We start from the raw sequence: 15,711 nt of genomic DNA, 5'->3' as shown, positions 1-15,711 counted from the left end.
TCAGCGCGCCGCGGGAGCCGTCCGCATATAGGAGATCGGGGCGAACTTCTCGTCTTCGAAACTCACGGTTTCCCAGGCATCACGCGCCTTCAGGAGTTCGCGCAGCAGGTGATTGTTGAGCCCGTGGCCGGACTTGTAACCGGTGAATGAACCGATCAGGCTGTGCCCGAGGAGATAGAGGTCGCCAATGGCGTCGAGGATCTTGTGCTTGACGAACTCGTCCCCGCTGCGCAGCCCGTCCTCGTTGAGCACTCGGTATTTGTCCACGACGATGGCGTTGTCCATGGAGCCGCCCAGGGCCAGACGGTTTTTGCGCAGCATTTCGATGTCGCGCATGAAGCCGAAGGTACGGGCGCGGGCGATCTCTTTGACAAAACTGGTCGAGGAAAACTCGACGCTGGCGGTCTGCGAGTCCTTGTCGAACACCGGATGGTCGAAATCGATGGTGAACGTCACCTTGAAACCGTCATAAGGCTCGAACCGAGCCCATTTGTCGCCCTCCTCGACCTGCAACGGCCGCTTGATGCGGATGAACTGCTTTGGCGCCTCCTGTTCCTGCACCCCAGCGGACTGGATCAGAAAAACGAAGGGGCCGGCGCTGCCGTCCATGATCGGTACTTCCGGCGCGCTGACGTCGACGTAGGCGTTGTCGATACCTAGCCCGGCGAAAGCGGAAAGCAGATGCTCCACCGTGGAGATGCGCACCTCGCCCTTCACCAGCGTCGTCGACAGGGTGGTGTCGCCGACGTTGTCGGGCCGCGCGTCGATCACCACCGGCTCGGCGAGATCGACCCGTCTGAATTTGATGCCTGAATTGGGTGCCGCCGGCCTGAGTGTAAGATAAACTTTCTCACCGGTATGAAGACCCACGCCGGTGGCGCGGATGACGTTTTTCAAGGTTCTTTGTTTGATCATACAAATGTCCCCCTTCTGTGGGGCCGCCGCGCGGCGGCCAATCCGGTAGGTCTTTCGATGCGTCATCCGGGCCACGGTCCACGTGTTTCCCGAAAGAGCTGTTCAAGGCGTGGAGAAAGAGCAGGTGTCCTAAACTCAATCAGCCTGGCGGCGCAGGAATGCAGGGATATCGAGATACTCGAGATCCATTTCTTTGCTGGGTTCACCGCGCGGCTCGTGTTTGGGCTGTTTGCGCAGCACCGTCGGGCGCTGCATCTGTTCGTAGTCGATTTCGCCGGTCTGTTTGTGCACCAGCTTCAGCGGCGCATCGGAAACGGTCTGCGACTGGCCCGAGAGTCCGGTCGCCACCACGGTAACGCGAACTTCGTCCTGCATCTCCGGATCAATCACGGTTCCGATGACGACCATCGCCTCGTCGGAAGCGTAGTCCTTGACCGCATTGCCCACTTCGTCGAATTCGCCGATGGCGAGATCGAGCCCACCGGTGATGTTGACCAGAATGCCCTTCGCGCCGGACAGGCTGATGTCTTCCAACAGCGGGCTGGCGATCGCACGCTCGGCAGCGTCCCGCGCACGAGTCGGGCCGCTGCCTACCCCCGTACCCATCATCGCCACACCCATTTCCGACATGACCGTGCGCACGTCGGCGAAATCCACGTTGATGAGTCCGGGACGGGTGATCAGCTCGGCGATGCCCTGCACCGCCCCCAGCAGCACGTCGTTCGCCGCCGCGAACGCGGCCATCAGGCTCACATCCTTGCCCAGCACGGGAAGGAGCTTCTCGTTCGGAATGGTGATGAGGGAATCCACGAACTGGCTGAGCTCTGCGATTCCCTTGTCCGCAACCAGTCGGCGCTTACGGCCTTCGAAGGGGAACGGTTTGGTCACCACTGCAACGGTAAGAATGCCGGCTTCCTTGGCGATTTCCGCGATGACGGGCGCCGCGCCGGTACCGGTGCCGCCACCCATGCCCGCGGTAATGAACACCATGTCCGCACCATCCAGCACTTCGAGGATGCGCTCGCGGTCGTCGAGCGCAGCCTGCCGGCCGATGTCCGGGTTGGCCCCGGCACCCAGACCCTTCGTCAGATTGTTGCCCAGCTGGATGACGGTGCGCGCACCGAGGTTCCGCAGCGCCTGGGCATCGGTATTGGCGCAGATGAAATCCACGCCCTCGATCTGACTGCTCACCATGTGATTGACGGCATTGCCGCCGCCGCCGCCGACGCCGATCACCTTGATGACCGCGTTCGGGCTGAATGAATCTACGAGTTCAAATTTCATGTTCCCATCCCCTCTGAATACGGGCTATCCGGAAAAACCGAAAATCTCAGAAATTTCCCTGAAACCAATTCTTCATGCGCAGCCAAATACTCCTGAAACCGCCACCTCCCAGCAGGGGGCGATCCCCGGAAAACAGATGCTGCCGTCCATGCAGCAACAACCCCACTCCGGTGGCGTAGGCCGGATTGCGAATCACGTCGTTGAGACCGGAAACCGTATAAGGCACGCCCAGCCGCACCGGCATGTGGAAGATTTCTTCCGCCAGCTCCACCAGTCCTTCGACCCGCGAACTACCGCCACTCAGCACGATGCCTGCCGCGATCAGATCGTCGAAACCCGCCCGGCGCAGTTCCGCCTGCACTAGCAGCAACAATTCTTCATAACGCGGCTCCACAATCTCGGCAAGATTGAGCCTGGAAATCTGCCGGGACGGCCGGTCACCGATGCTGGGCACTTCGATCGTGTCTTCGATGTCTGCGAGCTGGGTCAGCGCACAGGCATGCTTGAGCTTCAGTGTCTCGGCATGGGGCGTGGGCGTGCGCAGCGCCACGGCGATGTCGTTGGTCACCTGATCGCCGGCGATGGGGATCACGGCGGTGTGGCGGATGGCGCCGTCGGTGAACACCGCGATGTCCGTGGTCCCGCCGCCGATATCCACCAGGCACACGCCGAGTTCCTTCTCATCGTCCGTCAGGACGGCCTGGCTCGACGCCAGTTGTTCGAGCACGATATCGTCGACCTCCAGGCCGCAGCGCTGGATGCATTTCTGGATGTTCTGGGCCGCACTCACCGCACCGGTGACGATGTGCACCCGGGCTTCGAGACGTATGCCCGACATGCCGATGGGTTCCTTGACACCCTCCTGCCGGTCGATGACGAATTCCTGGGGCAGAATATGCAGGATTTTCTGATCGGCGGGGATGGCGACCGCCCTGGCAGAGTCGATGACACGGTCGACGTCCCCCTGGGTGACCTCCTTGTCCCGAATTGCCACGATACCGTGGGAATTCATGCTGCTGATATGGCTGCCGGCGATGCCCGCATAGACCGAGTGTATGCGGAAACCGGCCATCAGCTCCGCTTCCTCGACCGCGCGTTGAATGGAATGAACGGTGGTTTCGAGATTGACGACGACGCCTTTCTTGAGTCCTCGCGACGGGTGGGTGCCCAGTCCGACCACCTCGATCAGGCCATCCTCGTTGACCTCACCCACGAGACAGGCCACTTTGGAAGTGCCGATGTCCAGCCCTACGATTACGTTCTTGTCAGACTTTTTGCCCATGAAGTGATATTCGAAGGATATGTCAGACGCATGTCCAGCCTATTGCGTTCAATAGCCGACCCTGCCGTTCGCCGCCCGACCGGGCGGGTTGTGCGGGATGAGATTCCCTGTCGTCGCTGCGCGGCCGCCTCTTCATGCGGGAGGGACCGCCCCAGGCGGTTCGGGGGGAGCCTCCACGTCGGGCTGATACGTTTTCCAAACCACCGCGAAGCCATAAGGATACCTCAAATCGATACTTTGGAGCAGAGCCATGCGATCTTTGCCCAACAGCGGCAGAAGGCTCAGGAGGCTGGCAATGGCCTCGACCGGCTCCCGGCGACCGAACTCTATCCGGAGGTCCGATTCCAGCCGCAGCGACCATGACCAGCGGTCGGTCAAGCGAAGTTCGGCGACCCGTGTCCCCCAGCTTTCGAACCGTTCGTCGAGATCGATCAGCACCTTGATCAGGCGGCGTTCCTGACCATCCGGTCCCGTCAACAGCGGCAGATGCTCGAACCCCAGGGTACTGCCGATATGAAAACGGTTCATGCGGTCGTCGATGAAGTCCCCATCGCCCCAACGTGCCACGGGGCGATGCTCCTGCACCTCTACTTCGATGCGGTCCGGCCACCGCCGTTCCACCGTGGCCTCGGCCACCCAGGGGATGGAGGTTACCGCTTGGCGGATTTCGGCTAAGGGGATCCGGAAATAGGTTTTGCCGCCGCCCAGCTTCCCTCTGACGATGTCTTCCACCACCGTCGGATCGATATGGCGGAAAGCGCCCTTCACACGGACAGTGTGCACCCGCTGCTCGGCGAGCCATGATACCCCCCAGCCCACTCCTCCCCATATCAGGCCAAGAGCGAACAGCGCCATGATGGAAACGCGCAGGCTGCGGCCCCCCGGGATGGCCGCATTCCCGTCGGGTTGCCGCCGTTTCGGCTTCAGGCGACACTGGTTTCCAGGATGTGCCACACCAGCTCCTGAAAATCGATACCTGCCGCCTTGGCGGCCATCGGAACCAGACTGTGATCGGTCATACCGGGCACGGTATTGACCTCGATCAGCCAGGGCTGGCCACTGCGGTCCACCAGCAGATCGACCCGGCCCCAGCCGCTGACGCCGACGATCTGGCAGGCGCGCAGGACCAGCGCCTGCAGCTCGGCCTCGCGCCCGGCATCCAGTCCGCAAGGACAGAGGTAACGGGTGGTTTCCGCCCGGTATTTGGCATCGAAATCATAGAAGGCATGCGGGGTTTCCAGGCGAATCAGCGGCAACGGCACACCTTTGAGCATGCCGCCGGTGTATTCGATGCCGTCGATCCAACGTTCGGCGAAAACGGCACAGCCGTAACCAGAGGCACGCTCCCATGCCTGCGCCAGTTCTTCGGCCGTCGCAGCACGGCTCATGCCGATGCTCGATCCCTCCTCCGCCGGCTTGACGATCACCGGAAAGCCCAGGGCTTCCCGGCAACGCTCGAGATCGGCGGGCGAATCCAGCCGCAGCCAGGGAGGAGTCGGCAGACCGGCTCCCTTCCAACACAATTTCGTGCGCAGCTTGTCCATGCTCAGCGCAGAAGCCAGCACGCCACTCCCGGTGCAGGGGACGCCCAGACAGGCCAGAGCTCCCTGCAGCACGCCGTCCTCGCCGCCGCGGCCGTGAATGATGTTGAACACGCGATCGAAGCGGCGCTCCAGCAACGGGGCGATCATGTCGCGCCCGACGTCGAAACCTTCGGCATCGATCCCGCAGCGCCGCAATGCTTCCAGGACAGCCTTCCCGCTCTTCAGCGAAATCTCCCGTTCCGCCGCGGCCCCGCCCATCAGGACTGCGACCGTGCCGAACTCCGATGCCTGCTGAATCCGTTTCTCCACTCGGTTCCTCATCAAAAATTAAGGTTTTACACCAGGGTTTCGCCCACGATCCGGACTTCGGGCTCGAGCCATATGCCGCAGTGCAGGGCCACCCGGTCGCGCACTTCCGCGATCAAAGTCTCGATGTCGGCCGCCGTCGCGCTCCCGCAGTTAACGATGAAATTGGCATGTTTGGGGGACACTTGGGCACCGCCAACGGCATGCCCCTTGAGGCCGCAAGCTTCGATCAGGCGCGCGGCGAAGTCGCCGGGTGGATTCCGGAACACCGATCCGCAGCTCGGCTGATGGGTCGGTTGGGTCGCCGAGCGCCGCGCCAGCAGGGCTTTGATGCGCTCGCGCCCGGCCCGCCCGTCGCCGGGCGCGAGTTCGAGTTCCGCCGCGACAAACCACTCCCCTTCCGGCCCATGCACATGACGGTAGCCCACTTCGAATTCTTCGGGGGCCCGCCAGATCGTCCGGCCGTCACGGTTCACCGTGAGCGCACGCCGCACCAGGCTCCAGATTTCGCCCCCAAATGCACCGGCATTCATTGCTAGGGCACCGCCCAGGGTGCCGGGAATCCCGGCCAGGAATTCGGCACCGACCCAGTCCCGCTCGGTGCAGAAGCGGGCCACATGAGCGCAGGGAATGCCGGCTTCGGCATAGATGCAGGCTGGGCCCCGGGCTTCGATGACGCGGAGGCGGTTCCTGGTGCAGACCACCGTGCCGCGGATACCGCCGTCCCGGACCAGCACGTTGCTGCCCAGACCCAACCAGAACAACGGCTCCTGGGGCGGCAATGCACGCAGGAATTCGACCAGGTCGTCGAGATCGGCGGGCTGATAAAATCGTTCCGCCGGTCCACCCACCCGCCAACTGGTATGCCCAGCCAGCGGCTCGTGTTCGAGCCAGGTTCCGCGCAACGGCATTGCAGTGCCGGCCACAAACTCGCGGGCCGTCATGGCACCGGCTCCGCGCCCAGGCGCTCGGGCAACTGCTGGGCGAGCGCGCCGACACTGCCTGCACCCAGTGTCATCACGACATCCCCCGGCTTCAGGACGTTCGGCAGGATATCGAACACGTCTTCCGGCGTTTCGGCGAAAATCGGATCGATCTGTCCCCGCACGCGGATGGCCCGGCTGAGGGAACGCCCGTCGGCACCGGCAATGGGCGCCTCGCCGGCGGAGTAAACGTCCAGCAGGACCAGCACATCGACCCGAGACAGAACCTGCACGAAATCCTCGAACAAATCGCGGGTCCGGGTATAGCGATGGGGCTGAAACACCACGACCAGGCGCCGGTCCGGCCAGGCATAGCGGGCGGAATCCAGGGTCGCCGCCAACTCGCTCGGGTGATGGCCGTAATCGTCGACGAAGGTGATTTCGCCGCCGCCGAAGTTCAAGCTGGCGTTGATCTGGAAGCGCCGGCCGATGCCGCGGAATCCCGCCAGCGCCCGCTGGATCACGGCATCGGCAACCCCCAGCTCGGTGGCCACGCCGATCGCCGCCAGGGCATTGAGAATATTGTGGTAGCCCGGCAAATTGAGTGTGATCTCCAGCGGCCCGGCACCCTCTCGCAGCACGCTGAACCGGCTCTTAAGTCCTAAGCGTTGGATGCCGACGGCGCGGATGTCGACGCCTTCCCGCTCTCCATAGGTGCGGTATGGCTTGCTCAGGCGCGGCAGGATGTCACGCACGCCGGGGTCTTCGGCACACAGCACCGCCGCCCCGTAGAATGGCACGTGGTGGAGAAACTCGACAAACGCGTCCTTGAGCCGGCCGAAATCGTTGCCGTAGGTGCCCATGTGATCCTGGTCGATGTTGGTCACCACGGCGATCATGGGCTGGAGATGCAGGAACGACGCGTCGCTTTCATCGGCTTCGGCGACCAGATACTCGCCTTGCCCCAGCTGGGCGTTGGCACCCACACTGTTCAGCCGGCCGCCGATCACGAAAGTCGGGTCCAGCCCCCCTTCGGCCAGGATGCTGGCGGTCAGGCTGGTGGTCGTGGTCTTGCCGTGGGTACCGGCCACCGCCACGCCGTAACGGAAGCGCATCAGCTCCGCCAGCATTTCGGCCCGCGAGATGACCGGAATCCGGGCGGTCCGGGCGGCATCGATCTCCACGTTGGACTGCTCCACCGCACTGGAAACCACTACGACGTCCACGGCCTCGACGTGGCGGGCCTCGTGCCCGATCGAGATCACGGCGCCCCGCTCGGCCAGGCGGCGGGTATTGGCGTTCTGCTGCAAATCGGAACCCGATACCCGGTAGCCGAGGTTCAGCAGAACCTCCGCGATACCGCTCATGCCCGCGCCGCCCACACCGACGAAATGGATGCGGCTGATCTTCTTCATGCCTTCGGTTCGGGGCGTCATGCGCCGGCCTCCTCCAGACAGACCTTCGCGACGCGTTCGGCGGCATCGTAGCGAGCCAGGTTGCGTGCCGCCGCGCTCATCGCCTTGAGCCGGTCGCGTTCGTCCAAGAGTGCGCAGACCTCGGCCGCCAACGATTCTTCATCGAGGGACGACTGCGACATCAACACGGCCGCGCCCGCCTCCGCCAGATAGCTGCCGTTCGCGGTCTGGTGATCGTCGATGGCATGAGGGAAAGGCACGAGTATGGCAGGCAACCCCGCCGCGGCCAGTTCGCTCACGGTCATGGCACCGGCACGGCATATCGCGAGGTCGGCCCAGCCGTAAGCTTCCTCCATGTTCTCGATGAATGGGTCCACTTTCGCCGTGAGTGCGAGCTGCTGGTACAAATCCTGGGTTTCCTGGAACATGGCCTGCCCGGTTTGATGGCGAATCTCGACCGGCTCCCCGCCTAAGCGCGCGAGGGCCCGCGGTACGATGCGGTTCAAGGCCTGCGCGCCCAGGCTCCCGCCTAGGACGAGTATGTGCCGGCCTTCACGGGCCGTATGATGGTTTTGAAAGATTTCTATGTTCTGCCGCAAGGGATTGCCGGTGCAGACGGCGCCGGCGGTGGTTTGGAAGGCTCCGGGAAAGGCTTCCAGCACCCGGTTGGCTATCCGGGACAACCATCGATTGGTGGTGCCGGGAATCCGGTTCTGTTCGTGGATCACCAGCGGAATGCCGAGCACCCGGGCCATGACTCCGCCCGGACCGGCGACGAAGCCGCCCATGCCCAGTACGGCATCCGGCCTTCTGCGGCGAAGTATACGCAGGGCCTGCAGACAGGCCAAGCCCAGCATGGCCGGTGCCTTCACCTGGGAAGCCAGACCCTTGCCGCGTATGCCGCTGACGCTGAGCCAGTCGATCGGATAGCCGGCGGCCGGCACGACTCTGGCTTCCAGTCCAGTCCGAGATCCCATCCAGAACACTTCGGCTCCCGCCCGGTGCAGTTTGTCCGCCACTGCCAGTGCGGGAAACACGTGGCCGCCGGTCCCTCCGGCAAGAATCACTACACGCCGGGCCATACACCCTTCCGGCCGTTACCCAGGAAGCTGGCCACCGCCTCGCTGCGGATGCGGAACAGCAAGCCGATCGCGGCGCAGACCACCATCATGCTGCCGCCGCCGTAACTCATCAGCGGCAGCGTCAGGCCCTTGGTGGGCAGCATGCCCATGTTAACCCCCATGTTGATGAACGACTGCAGACCCAGCCAGATGCCGATGCCGTAGGCGAGGAAAGCTGCGAACAGATTGCCGCTGCGCTCCGCGAGCCGGCCGATCGCCAGCGCCCGCCACACCACGATGGCAAACAGCAGGATGACCGTGGTCGCCCCCCACAGGCCCAGCTCTTCGCCAATCACCGAAAACAGGAAATCGGTATGCGCTTCGGGCAGATAGAACAGTTTCTGCACGCTGGAACCCAACCCGACCCCCTGCCATTCGCCCCGGCCGAAGGCGATCAGGGCCTGGGTCAACTGAAAACCCGAGTTGAGCGGATCCGCCCAAGGGTCGAGAAAGCTGAGCACCCGCCTGAGCCGATAGTTAGCGGTGTAGATCAGCACAGTCCCGGCGACCGCGACCAGTCCCAACAGACCGATGAACACCCAAAGACGGGCACCCGCGAGAAACAGCATACCCAGGGCCGTTGCCATGACCACCGCAGTAGCGCCGAAGTCGGGCTCCTTCAGCAGGAGAACTGCGCCGATGGCGAGCAGACTCAAAGGATAAATCATCCCCTTGACCGAGGTCCTGACGGTTTCCAGGTGCCGGCTGATGTAGCCGGCCACGTAGATCGCCGCCACCAATTTGAACACCTCGGACACCTGGACACGTAGCCCGAACAGATTGATCCAGCGCACGCTGCCATTCACCGACTTGCCGACACCGGGGATGAGGACCAGGACCAGCAGGGCGATACCCACCCAGAACAGCGACCTGGAATGCCGTTCCAGGGTCTCCAGGCGGACTTTCGCGGCCCCCCAACCCGCAGCCAGCCCCAGCAGGATGTGCATGAGCTGATGTTTGGGGAAATAAAAGCTATCACTCGCCATCTTTTCGCCGAGATGCAGCGAGGCCGAAGACACCATGACGAAACCGAACAGCACCAGGCTCAGGGATACCGAAAGCAGAATGGTATCCAGGTAGAACCGGCCGGCCCCCCTTTTCAGCACCAGTCCTCGGCTGCCACGAATCGCTTGTGTAGTCATGACAGACTCCTCACCGTTACGGCGAAATCCCTTCCGCGCTCTTGGTAGTCCTTGTACTGATCGAGGCTGGCGCAGGCCGGCGCCAGCAGCACCGTGTCTCCCCCCTGCGCCAGCCGGCGCGCTGCGTGGACCGCCTCGAACATGGTCTTCACCCGAATAGCGGGTACGACATCCTTGAGCGCCTGCTCGATCAGCGGCCCATCCCGCCCCATGAGGACGGCAGCCCGCAGTTTTTCCGCCGCGACCGGGGCCAGGGAGGAAAAATCCGCACCTTTTCCGTCGCCCCCGGCAATGAGCACGGCCTTGCCTTCCAGCCCGGAAAGGGCTGCGATGCAGGCCCCGACGTTGGTCGCCTTGGAATCGTTGATATAGGCGACACCGTCGATATCGGCCACCCATTGCATGCGGTGATCCAGCCCCGGAAACGTGCGCAGGACCTGTGCGACGGCCTCGCGGTCGAACTTGCAGGCGTCGGCGATTGCTACGGCAGCGAGGGCATTGGCCAGATTGTGCCGGCCCTTGATCCGCACCTCGTCGGCGGGAAGCAGCGGAACCCGGTCCGCCAGCAGCCAGAGCCGGCCCTCGTGCCGGGCGAGCGAATAGTCCAGGCCGGCCCCGCCGCCCAAGCCGAACCGCACGGCCCGTCGGCCGGGCCGGTGCATGCCGGCGACGAGCGGGTCGTCCTCGTTCAGCACCATCAGACCGTTGCCGCGGAAGACTCGCCGCTTCGCCTCGGCATAGGCCGCGAGGTCGGGGTAGCGGTCCATGTGATCCGGACTGATGTTGAGCACGGTCGCGACCTCCGCTTCGAACAGCTCCGAACGTTCGAGCTGGAAACTCGACAACTCGAGCACATACCAGTCCGTCCCGCCCGGCCTGCTGGCGCCCGGTCCGGCGTCCAGGAGATCCAGCATCGGCGTCCCCAGGTTGCCACCCACCGCCGCATGGACACCGGATGCTTTCGCCATCAGGCCTACCAGGGTAGTGACCGTACTCTTGCCGTTCGCGCCGGTGATGGCCACCACCGGAGCCTGCACGCAGCAAGCGAACAGGTCCAGATCACCGAACACACGCACTCCGCGGCGACGGCTTTCGCGGATCTCGGGCAGCTCCAGAGAAAGTCCCGGACTGACCACGAGGTGCGTCGCGGCAGCCAGAGCGCTCCGGCTGAATTCACCGAGAAACAGCGGAACATCGGGAAACCCTTCGCGCAATTCTTGCAACCCCGGGGGGGCGATCCGGCTGTCCATGACCGCACATTCGAAACCATGGCGGCAAAGGAAACGGACGGTCGACAGGCCGGTCGCGCCCACACCCAGCACGAGCACCCGCGAACGGTCGTCGAGCCCAAGGCGGGCAAGCCCGCCGGGCGGATTTTCGGCAATCAGACAGTCACGCATGTTCATCAGCGCAGTTTCAAAGTCGCCAGGCCGATGAGCACGAGGATGACGGAGATGATCCAGAATCTCACGATCACCCGGGGCTCCGGCCATCCTTTCAATTCGAAATGATGGTGAATCGGGGCCATACGGAAGATGCGCCGGCCAGTCAACTTGAAAGACAGGACCTGGAGCATCACCGAGACCGTTTCCATGACGAAAATCCCCCCCATGATCATCAGCACGATTTCCTGCCGGACCAGTACGGCCACCATCCCCAGCGCGGCCCCGAGCGCGAGGGCTCCGATGTCGCCCATGAAGACCTGGGCCGGATAGGTGTTGAACCAGAGGAAACCCAGGCCGGCTCCAACCAGTGCCCCGCAAAACACCACCAGTTCACCCGCCTTGGGCAAATAAGGGATTCCCAGGTATTCGGAAAACTCGCTGTGGCCGGAGGCGTAGGCGAAAATCGCCAACCCTCCCGCGACCAGCACCGTCGGGAGAATCGCCAGTCCATCAAGGCCGTCGGTCAGGTTCACGGCATTGCTCGTCCCGACGACGACGAAGTAGACCATCGGGATATAGAGCCAGCCCAAGTTCAAGACCACGTTCTTGAAGAACGGCACAATGAACTGGGTTTCCTGCGGCGAACTCGCAGTGTGGTAGAGAAACAGGGCCACCCCCAGGCCGAACACCGACTGCCATAGGTATTTGTGGCGCGCCGCCAGCCCTTTGCTGTTTTTCAGAACCAGCTTCTTGTAGTCGTCGACGAAGCCGATAAGACCGTAAGCCAGTGTCACCAACAGCACCGCCCAAACGTAACGGTTTCCGAGATCCGACCACAGCAGGGTGCTGATGGTGATCGTCACCAGGATCAATGCGCCACCCATGGTGGGCGTGCCGGCCTTGGACAAATGACTTTGCGGGCCATCGTCGCGGATCGTTTGGCCGATCTTGTAGCTTCCCAGGTGTCGGATCATCGTCGGACCGACGATGAAAGAAATCACCAGCGCGGTCAGGACCCCCAGAATTCCGCGGAGAGTGAGATAGTGAAAGACTCTGAACACGTCGAAATGGTGCTCGAGCCAATTCGTTAAAATCAGTAGCATCGTATTTCCTTGAACTGCTTCAACATGGGGTATATCGCCGCTACAACCTTAGCCGGCATTGCGGTGCCGGCCTGACAGCGCCTTCCGCACCTCTTCCCGGTCGGAGAACTCGTGGAACACGCCGCCCACTTCCTGGAAAGTTTCGTGTCCCTTGCCGGCGACCAGCACGATGTCGCCGTCGCCGGCCTGAGCGATCGCCTCGCGGATGGCCATACGGCGGTCGCGCACAACCGTGACGGCCGCTTCCCCGCAACCCGCGAGTATGTCCGCGACGATGGCATCCCCCGGCTCGCCGCGCGGGTTGTCGTCGGTGACGATGACACGGTCGGCAAGGCGCGCGGCAATGCCCCCCATGTCTGGCCGCTTGCCCTTGTCCCGGTCGCCACCGCAGCCGAACACCACCCATAACCGGTGCCGGCAATGGCGGCGCAGGCTCGTCAAAACGTTTCGCAACGCGTCCGGGGTATGCGCATAATCGACGATCACAGTCAGGCTGTTCTGACGAAACCGCTCCATGCGTCCGGCGACCGGCCGAACCCGGCCAACCCGCGAAGCGGCAGCTTCGGCCGGATAGCCGAGGCCGACCAGAATCGCCATGGTCCCGAGGAGATTTTCGGCATTGAAATCACCATACACCGGCGCACCGACCTCGACGGTCCGGCCTGAGCAATCGACCTTCAGTCGCAGCCCTTCCGGCGTCTGCTCCAATGTCTCGGCGCGAATCACCGGGAAATCCGTCGATTTCCTGCCTTCCAGACTGTAACCAATCACCTTCACCCCGGCGGGCACGCTCGCCAGGATGGTATCCACGGATGGGTCGTCGAGCGTGACCGCGACGAACTCCAATGCGGGATTGGCCAGAAGCCCCAACTTGGCTGACAGGTAAGATTCGAACGTTCCGTGATAATCGAGATGATCACGGGTAATGCGGGTGTATAGCGCACCGCGGCAGCGTACACCGTTAAGACGGCCCTGCGCCTGCCCGTGCGAGGAAGCCTCCAAGGCCACCAGTTTGAAGCCCTGAGCCCTGAGGGTCGCAAGTATGGCATGGATCTCGATCGCATCAGGGGTCGTATGGGCGATCCGTCGCAACTTTTCGGGCTTTCCCCAGCCCAGAGTCCCGATGACCGCGGTCGGATGATCCGGCTGCAAGGCTTCCGCGATGAAATGGGTGCAGGACGTCTTGCCGTTGGTCCCCGTGACCGCGATGACGCTCAAGGCTTCCGAAGGATGCCCGAAAAAACGAGCAGCGATGCTGCCCAAGTGGCGGCCCAGATCGGGAACCGGCACGGTGAAACCGAGTTCCGGTTCCGGCATGCGGATGCCGCCCCCCGAAGAATCGTAGACGATAACGACCGCCCCCCGCCCGACCGCCTCCTCTGCATACCGGAGCCCGTGTTCCCGGCTTCCCGACAATGCGAAAAAGACATCGCCGGTGCGCGCCGACCGGCTGTCGAGACTCAGGCCATAGACCGGAATGTCCGGCACCGCCCGCCTGTCGGTCAAGCCATCCAGCAGCCACCGCAGGGAGGTCCCGCCATTTGCGCGGCTCAAAAGACTTCGTCCTTCTGGGCCGAAAGAATCGACTGGCCCATATCCTGATCCGGCTGGACGTTGAGCAGCCTTAAAGCCGGCTCCATGACCGCGGCGAATGCTGGCGCTGCCACCGCACCACCGTAATATTCCCCCCCCGAAGGCTCATCGATCATCACCACGGTGACCAGCCGCGGGTCGCTTGCCGGCGCCATGCCGGCAAACACGGAGATGTAGCGTGAGGACTGATAACCGCCGCGCCCCGCGCTTTTTTTCACCGTCCCGGTTTTTCCGGCGACCCGGAATCCCGGAATGCTGGCCTTGATCGCCGTACCATCGACCGAGACCACACCTTCCAGCATGTTGCGCACCGTCATGGCGGTCTTTTTCGACATCACCCGAACCGGTTCCGGCGGGCGGTCCAACCTCAGCAGGCTCACCGGCGGCATCACGCCATCGCTGGCCAGGGCCAGGTAAGCCCGCGCCAGATGCAGCGGCGAGGCCGACACGCCGTAGCCGAACGACAGCGTAGCCTGCGCAAACGGTCGCAGCCCTTTGCGATCCGGCATGCGCCCTTGGGCCTCACCAGGAAAACCGGTGCCCAAGACCTGCCCGAAACCGAGATCGTGATAAAAGCTCCAGAACTTGTCCGCCGGCAATGCAAGAGCCATCTTGGTGACCCCCACGTTGCTCGATTTGCGCAGCACCCCGGCGACGTCGAGCACACCGTAGTTGTGGACATCCTTGACCACATTGGAACCGACGTGCATGAGGCCAGGTGCGGTGTTGATCACCGCATTGGCGCGGAATGCCCCCATTTCCAGGGCGCAGGCGACTGCGAAGGGCTTCATCGTCGACCCCGGCTCGAACAGGTCGGTGACCGCCCGGTTGCGGGTGGCCCCGGGCACGGTGCCGCTGCGGCTGTTAGGGTTGAAAGTCGGCTGATTGACCATCGCCAGTACTTCACCCGTCTTAGCGTCGAGCATGACCAAGGCGCCCGCCTTGGCCCGGTGCTGCTGAACCGTCTTTTTCAGCTCCCGATAGGCCAGATATTGCAGCCGCTGATCGATGCTGATGCTCAGATCCTTGCCCGGGACGGGCTGGCGGACGCTTTCGACATCCTCGATGACTCGGCGCTTTCCATCGCGAATGATGCGCCTGACACCCTCGATACCCTTCAAATGCCCGTCGAATGCCAACTCCAGCCCTTCCTGGCCTTTGTCGTCGATATCGGTGAAACCGAGGACATGAGCGGTCACCTCGCCGGTCGGGTAATAACGGCGGTACTCCTCTTCCGTATAGACGCCGGACAAACCGAGTGCCGTCACCTGATCGGCAAGCTCCGGACTGACACGACGCCTCAGGTAGACGAAGGCCCGATTGGGCCCAGCCTCCCCCAGACGGCGCTTCAGGTCCTCCGGTGTATCTCCGATCAGACCCGCCAAAGCCTGATACTGGGCTTCGGTCGCCTCGAACTCTTTGGGATTGACCCAGATCGACTTCACCGGGCAGCTGGTCGCTAGCAGATCACCGTTCCGGTCCAATATGCGACCGCGATGTGCCGGCAAAGGCACGACGCCCATATGCCGCAGGTCACCCTGGTGCTTGAGAAACTGCCGATCCACCACCTGCAGGTTGACCGCTCGTCCGACCAGGACGAGCATGGCCGCCATCATGCCGATGAGCAGCAGCGACCAGCGCGCGCCGTAATCCCTTTCTCTTTGCGGATTCGTTATGTACATCATTGCAAACACCCCT

At 63.1% G+C, this 15,711-nt stretch carries 13 protein-coding genes; all 13 read right to left on the bottom strand.

Translation table 11 applies throughout. The features are described 5' to 3' along the window. Positions 1–915 carry a UDP-3-O-acyl-N-acetylglucosamine deacetylase gene (lpxC, locus tag N4J17_RS07795; protein ID WP_198322755.1) on the bottom strand — a complete coding sequence of 305 codons (915 nt, stop codon included), beginning with the start codon at positions 913–915 and terminating at the stop codon, positions 1–3. A 135-nt stretch (positions 916–1,050) separates the two neighbouring features. Continuing rightward, positions 1,051–2,199 (bottom strand): cell division protein FtsZ, encoded by a 1,149-nt coding sequence (gene ftsZ / locus N4J17_RS07790; protein ID WP_198322754.1) that lies wholly within the window; start codon positions 2,197–2,199, stop codon positions 1,051–1,053. 46 nt (positions 2,200–2,245) lie between these two features. Further along, the gene (gene ftsA / locus N4J17_RS07785; protein WP_198322753.1) at positions 2,246–3,481 is read right to left on the bottom strand and encodes a cell division protein FtsA; all 1,236 of its coding nucleotides are present in this window, start codon (positions 3,479–3,481) and stop codon (positions 2,246–2,248) included. 132 nt (positions 3,482–3,613) lie between these two features. After that, positions 3,614–4,435 carry a cell division protein FtsQ/DivIB gene (locus N4J17_RS07780; RefSeq protein ID WP_198322752.1) on the bottom strand — a complete coding sequence of 274 codons (822 nt, stop codon included), beginning with the start codon at positions 4,433–4,435 and terminating at the stop codon, positions 3,614–3,616. Continuing rightward, positions 4,405–5,334 (bottom strand): D-alanine--D-alanine ligase, encoded by a 930-nt coding sequence (locus tag N4J17_RS07775; RefSeq protein WP_198322751.1) that lies wholly within the window; start codon positions 5,332–5,334, stop codon positions 4,405–4,407. The genes N4J17_RS07780 and N4J17_RS07775 overlap by 31 nt, the downstream gene beginning before the upstream one ends. Before the next feature lie 26 nt (positions 5,335–5,360). After that, positions 5,361–6,275 carry a UDP-N-acetylmuramate dehydrogenase gene (gene murB, locus N4J17_RS07770; protein WP_198322750.1) on the bottom strand — a complete coding sequence of 305 codons (915 nt, stop codon included), beginning with the start codon at positions 6,273–6,275 and terminating at the stop codon, positions 5,361–5,363. Continuing rightward, positions 6,272–7,690, bottom strand: coding sequence for a UDP-N-acetylmuramate--L-alanine ligase (gene murC / locus N4J17_RS07765; protein WP_198322749.1), 1,419 nt, complete (start codon positions 7,688–7,690; stop codon positions 6,272–6,274). The genes murB and murC overlap by 4 nt, the downstream gene beginning before the upstream one ends. After that, positions 7,687–8,751 (bottom strand): undecaprenyldiphospho-muramoylpentapeptide beta-N-acetylglucosaminyltransferase, encoded by a 1,065-nt coding sequence (gene murG, locus N4J17_RS07760; protein WP_198322748.1) that lies wholly within the window; start codon positions 8,749–8,751, stop codon positions 7,687–7,689. The genes murC and murG overlap by 4 nt, the downstream gene beginning before the upstream one ends. After that, entirely contained in the window at positions 8,736–9,932 is a 1,197-nt protein-coding gene (ftsW, locus tag N4J17_RS07755) for a putative lipid II flippase FtsW (protein WP_198322747.1), read from the bottom strand. Before ftsW ends, murG begins: the two co-directional genes overlap by 16 nt. Beyond that, positions 9,929–11,332, bottom strand: coding sequence for a UDP-N-acetylmuramoyl-L-alanine--D-glutamate ligase (gene murD / locus N4J17_RS07750; protein ID WP_370525872.1), 1,404 nt, complete (start codon positions 11,330–11,332; stop codon positions 9,929–9,931). The genes ftsW and murD overlap by 4 nt, the downstream gene beginning before the upstream one ends. 5 nt (positions 11,333–11,337) lie before the next feature. After that, positions 11,338–12,420: a phospho-N-acetylmuramoyl-pentapeptide-transferase gene (gene mraY / locus N4J17_RS07745; RefSeq protein WP_198322745.1), complete on the bottom strand. Its 1,083-nt coding sequence runs from the start codon at positions 12,418–12,420 to the stop codon at positions 11,338–11,340. Between the two features lie 48 nt (positions 12,421–12,468). Beyond that, positions 12,469–13,974, bottom strand: a complete 1,506-nt coding sequence (locus N4J17_RS07740; protein WP_198322744.1) for a UDP-N-acetylmuramoyl-L-alanyl-D-glutamate--2,6-diaminopimelate ligase — start codon at positions 13,972–13,974, stop codon at positions 12,469–12,471. Next, positions 13,971–15,698 (bottom strand): peptidoglycan D,D-transpeptidase FtsI family protein, encoded by a 1,728-nt coding sequence (locus N4J17_RS07735; RefSeq protein WP_198322743.1) that lies wholly within the window; start codon positions 15,696–15,698, stop codon positions 13,971–13,973. The genes N4J17_RS07740 and N4J17_RS07735 overlap by 4 nt, the downstream gene beginning before the upstream one ends. Positions 15,699–15,711 lie beyond the last annotated feature (13 nt).

This window comes from Methylococcus capsulatus, assembly GCF_036864975.1.
Taxonomy (GTDB): domain Bacteria; phylum Pseudomonadota; class Gammaproteobacteria; order Methylococcales; family Methylococcaceae; genus Methylococcus.
The sequence above is the reverse complement of the archived record's forward strand: the minus strand, read 5'-3'. Positions and strand labels throughout refer to the sequence as shown.

Coding starts and splice junctions, on each gene's coding strand:
- lpxC (WP_198322755.1), bottom strand. CDS start 915: ATGATCAAACAAAGAACCTTGAAAAACGTCATCCGCGCCACCGGCGTG.
- ftsZ (WP_198322754.1), bottom strand. CDS start 2,199: ATGAAATTTGAACTCGTAGATTCATTCAGCCCGAACGCGGTCATCAAG.
- ftsA (WP_198322753.1), bottom strand. CDS start 3,481: ATGGGCAAAAAGTCTGACAAGAACGTAATCGTAGGGCTGGACATCGGC.
- murB (WP_198322750.1), bottom strand. CDS start 6,275: ATGACGGCCCGCGAGTTTGTGGCCGGCACTGCAATGCCGTTGCGCGGA.
- murC (WP_198322749.1), bottom strand. CDS start 7,690: ATGACGCCCCGAACCGAAGGCATGAAGAAGATCAGCCGCATCCATTTC.
- murG (WP_198322748.1), bottom strand. CDS start 8,751: ATGGCCCGGCGTGTAGTGATTCTTGCCGGAGGGACCGGCGGCCACGTG.
- ftsW (WP_198322747.1), bottom strand. CDS start 9,932: ATGACTACACAAGCGATTCGTGGCAGCCGAGGACTGGTGCTGAAAAGG.
- murD (WP_370525872.1), bottom strand. CDS start 11,332: ATGCGTGACTGTCTGATTGCCGAAAATCCGCCCGGCGGGCTTGCCCGC.
- mraY (WP_198322745.1), bottom strand. CDS start 12,420: ATGCTACTGATTTTAACGAATTGGCTCGAGCACCATTTCGACGTGTTC.
- N4J17_RS07735 (WP_198322743.1), bottom strand. CDS start 15,698: ATGATGTACATAACGAATCCGCAAAGAGAAAGGGATTACGGCGCGCGC.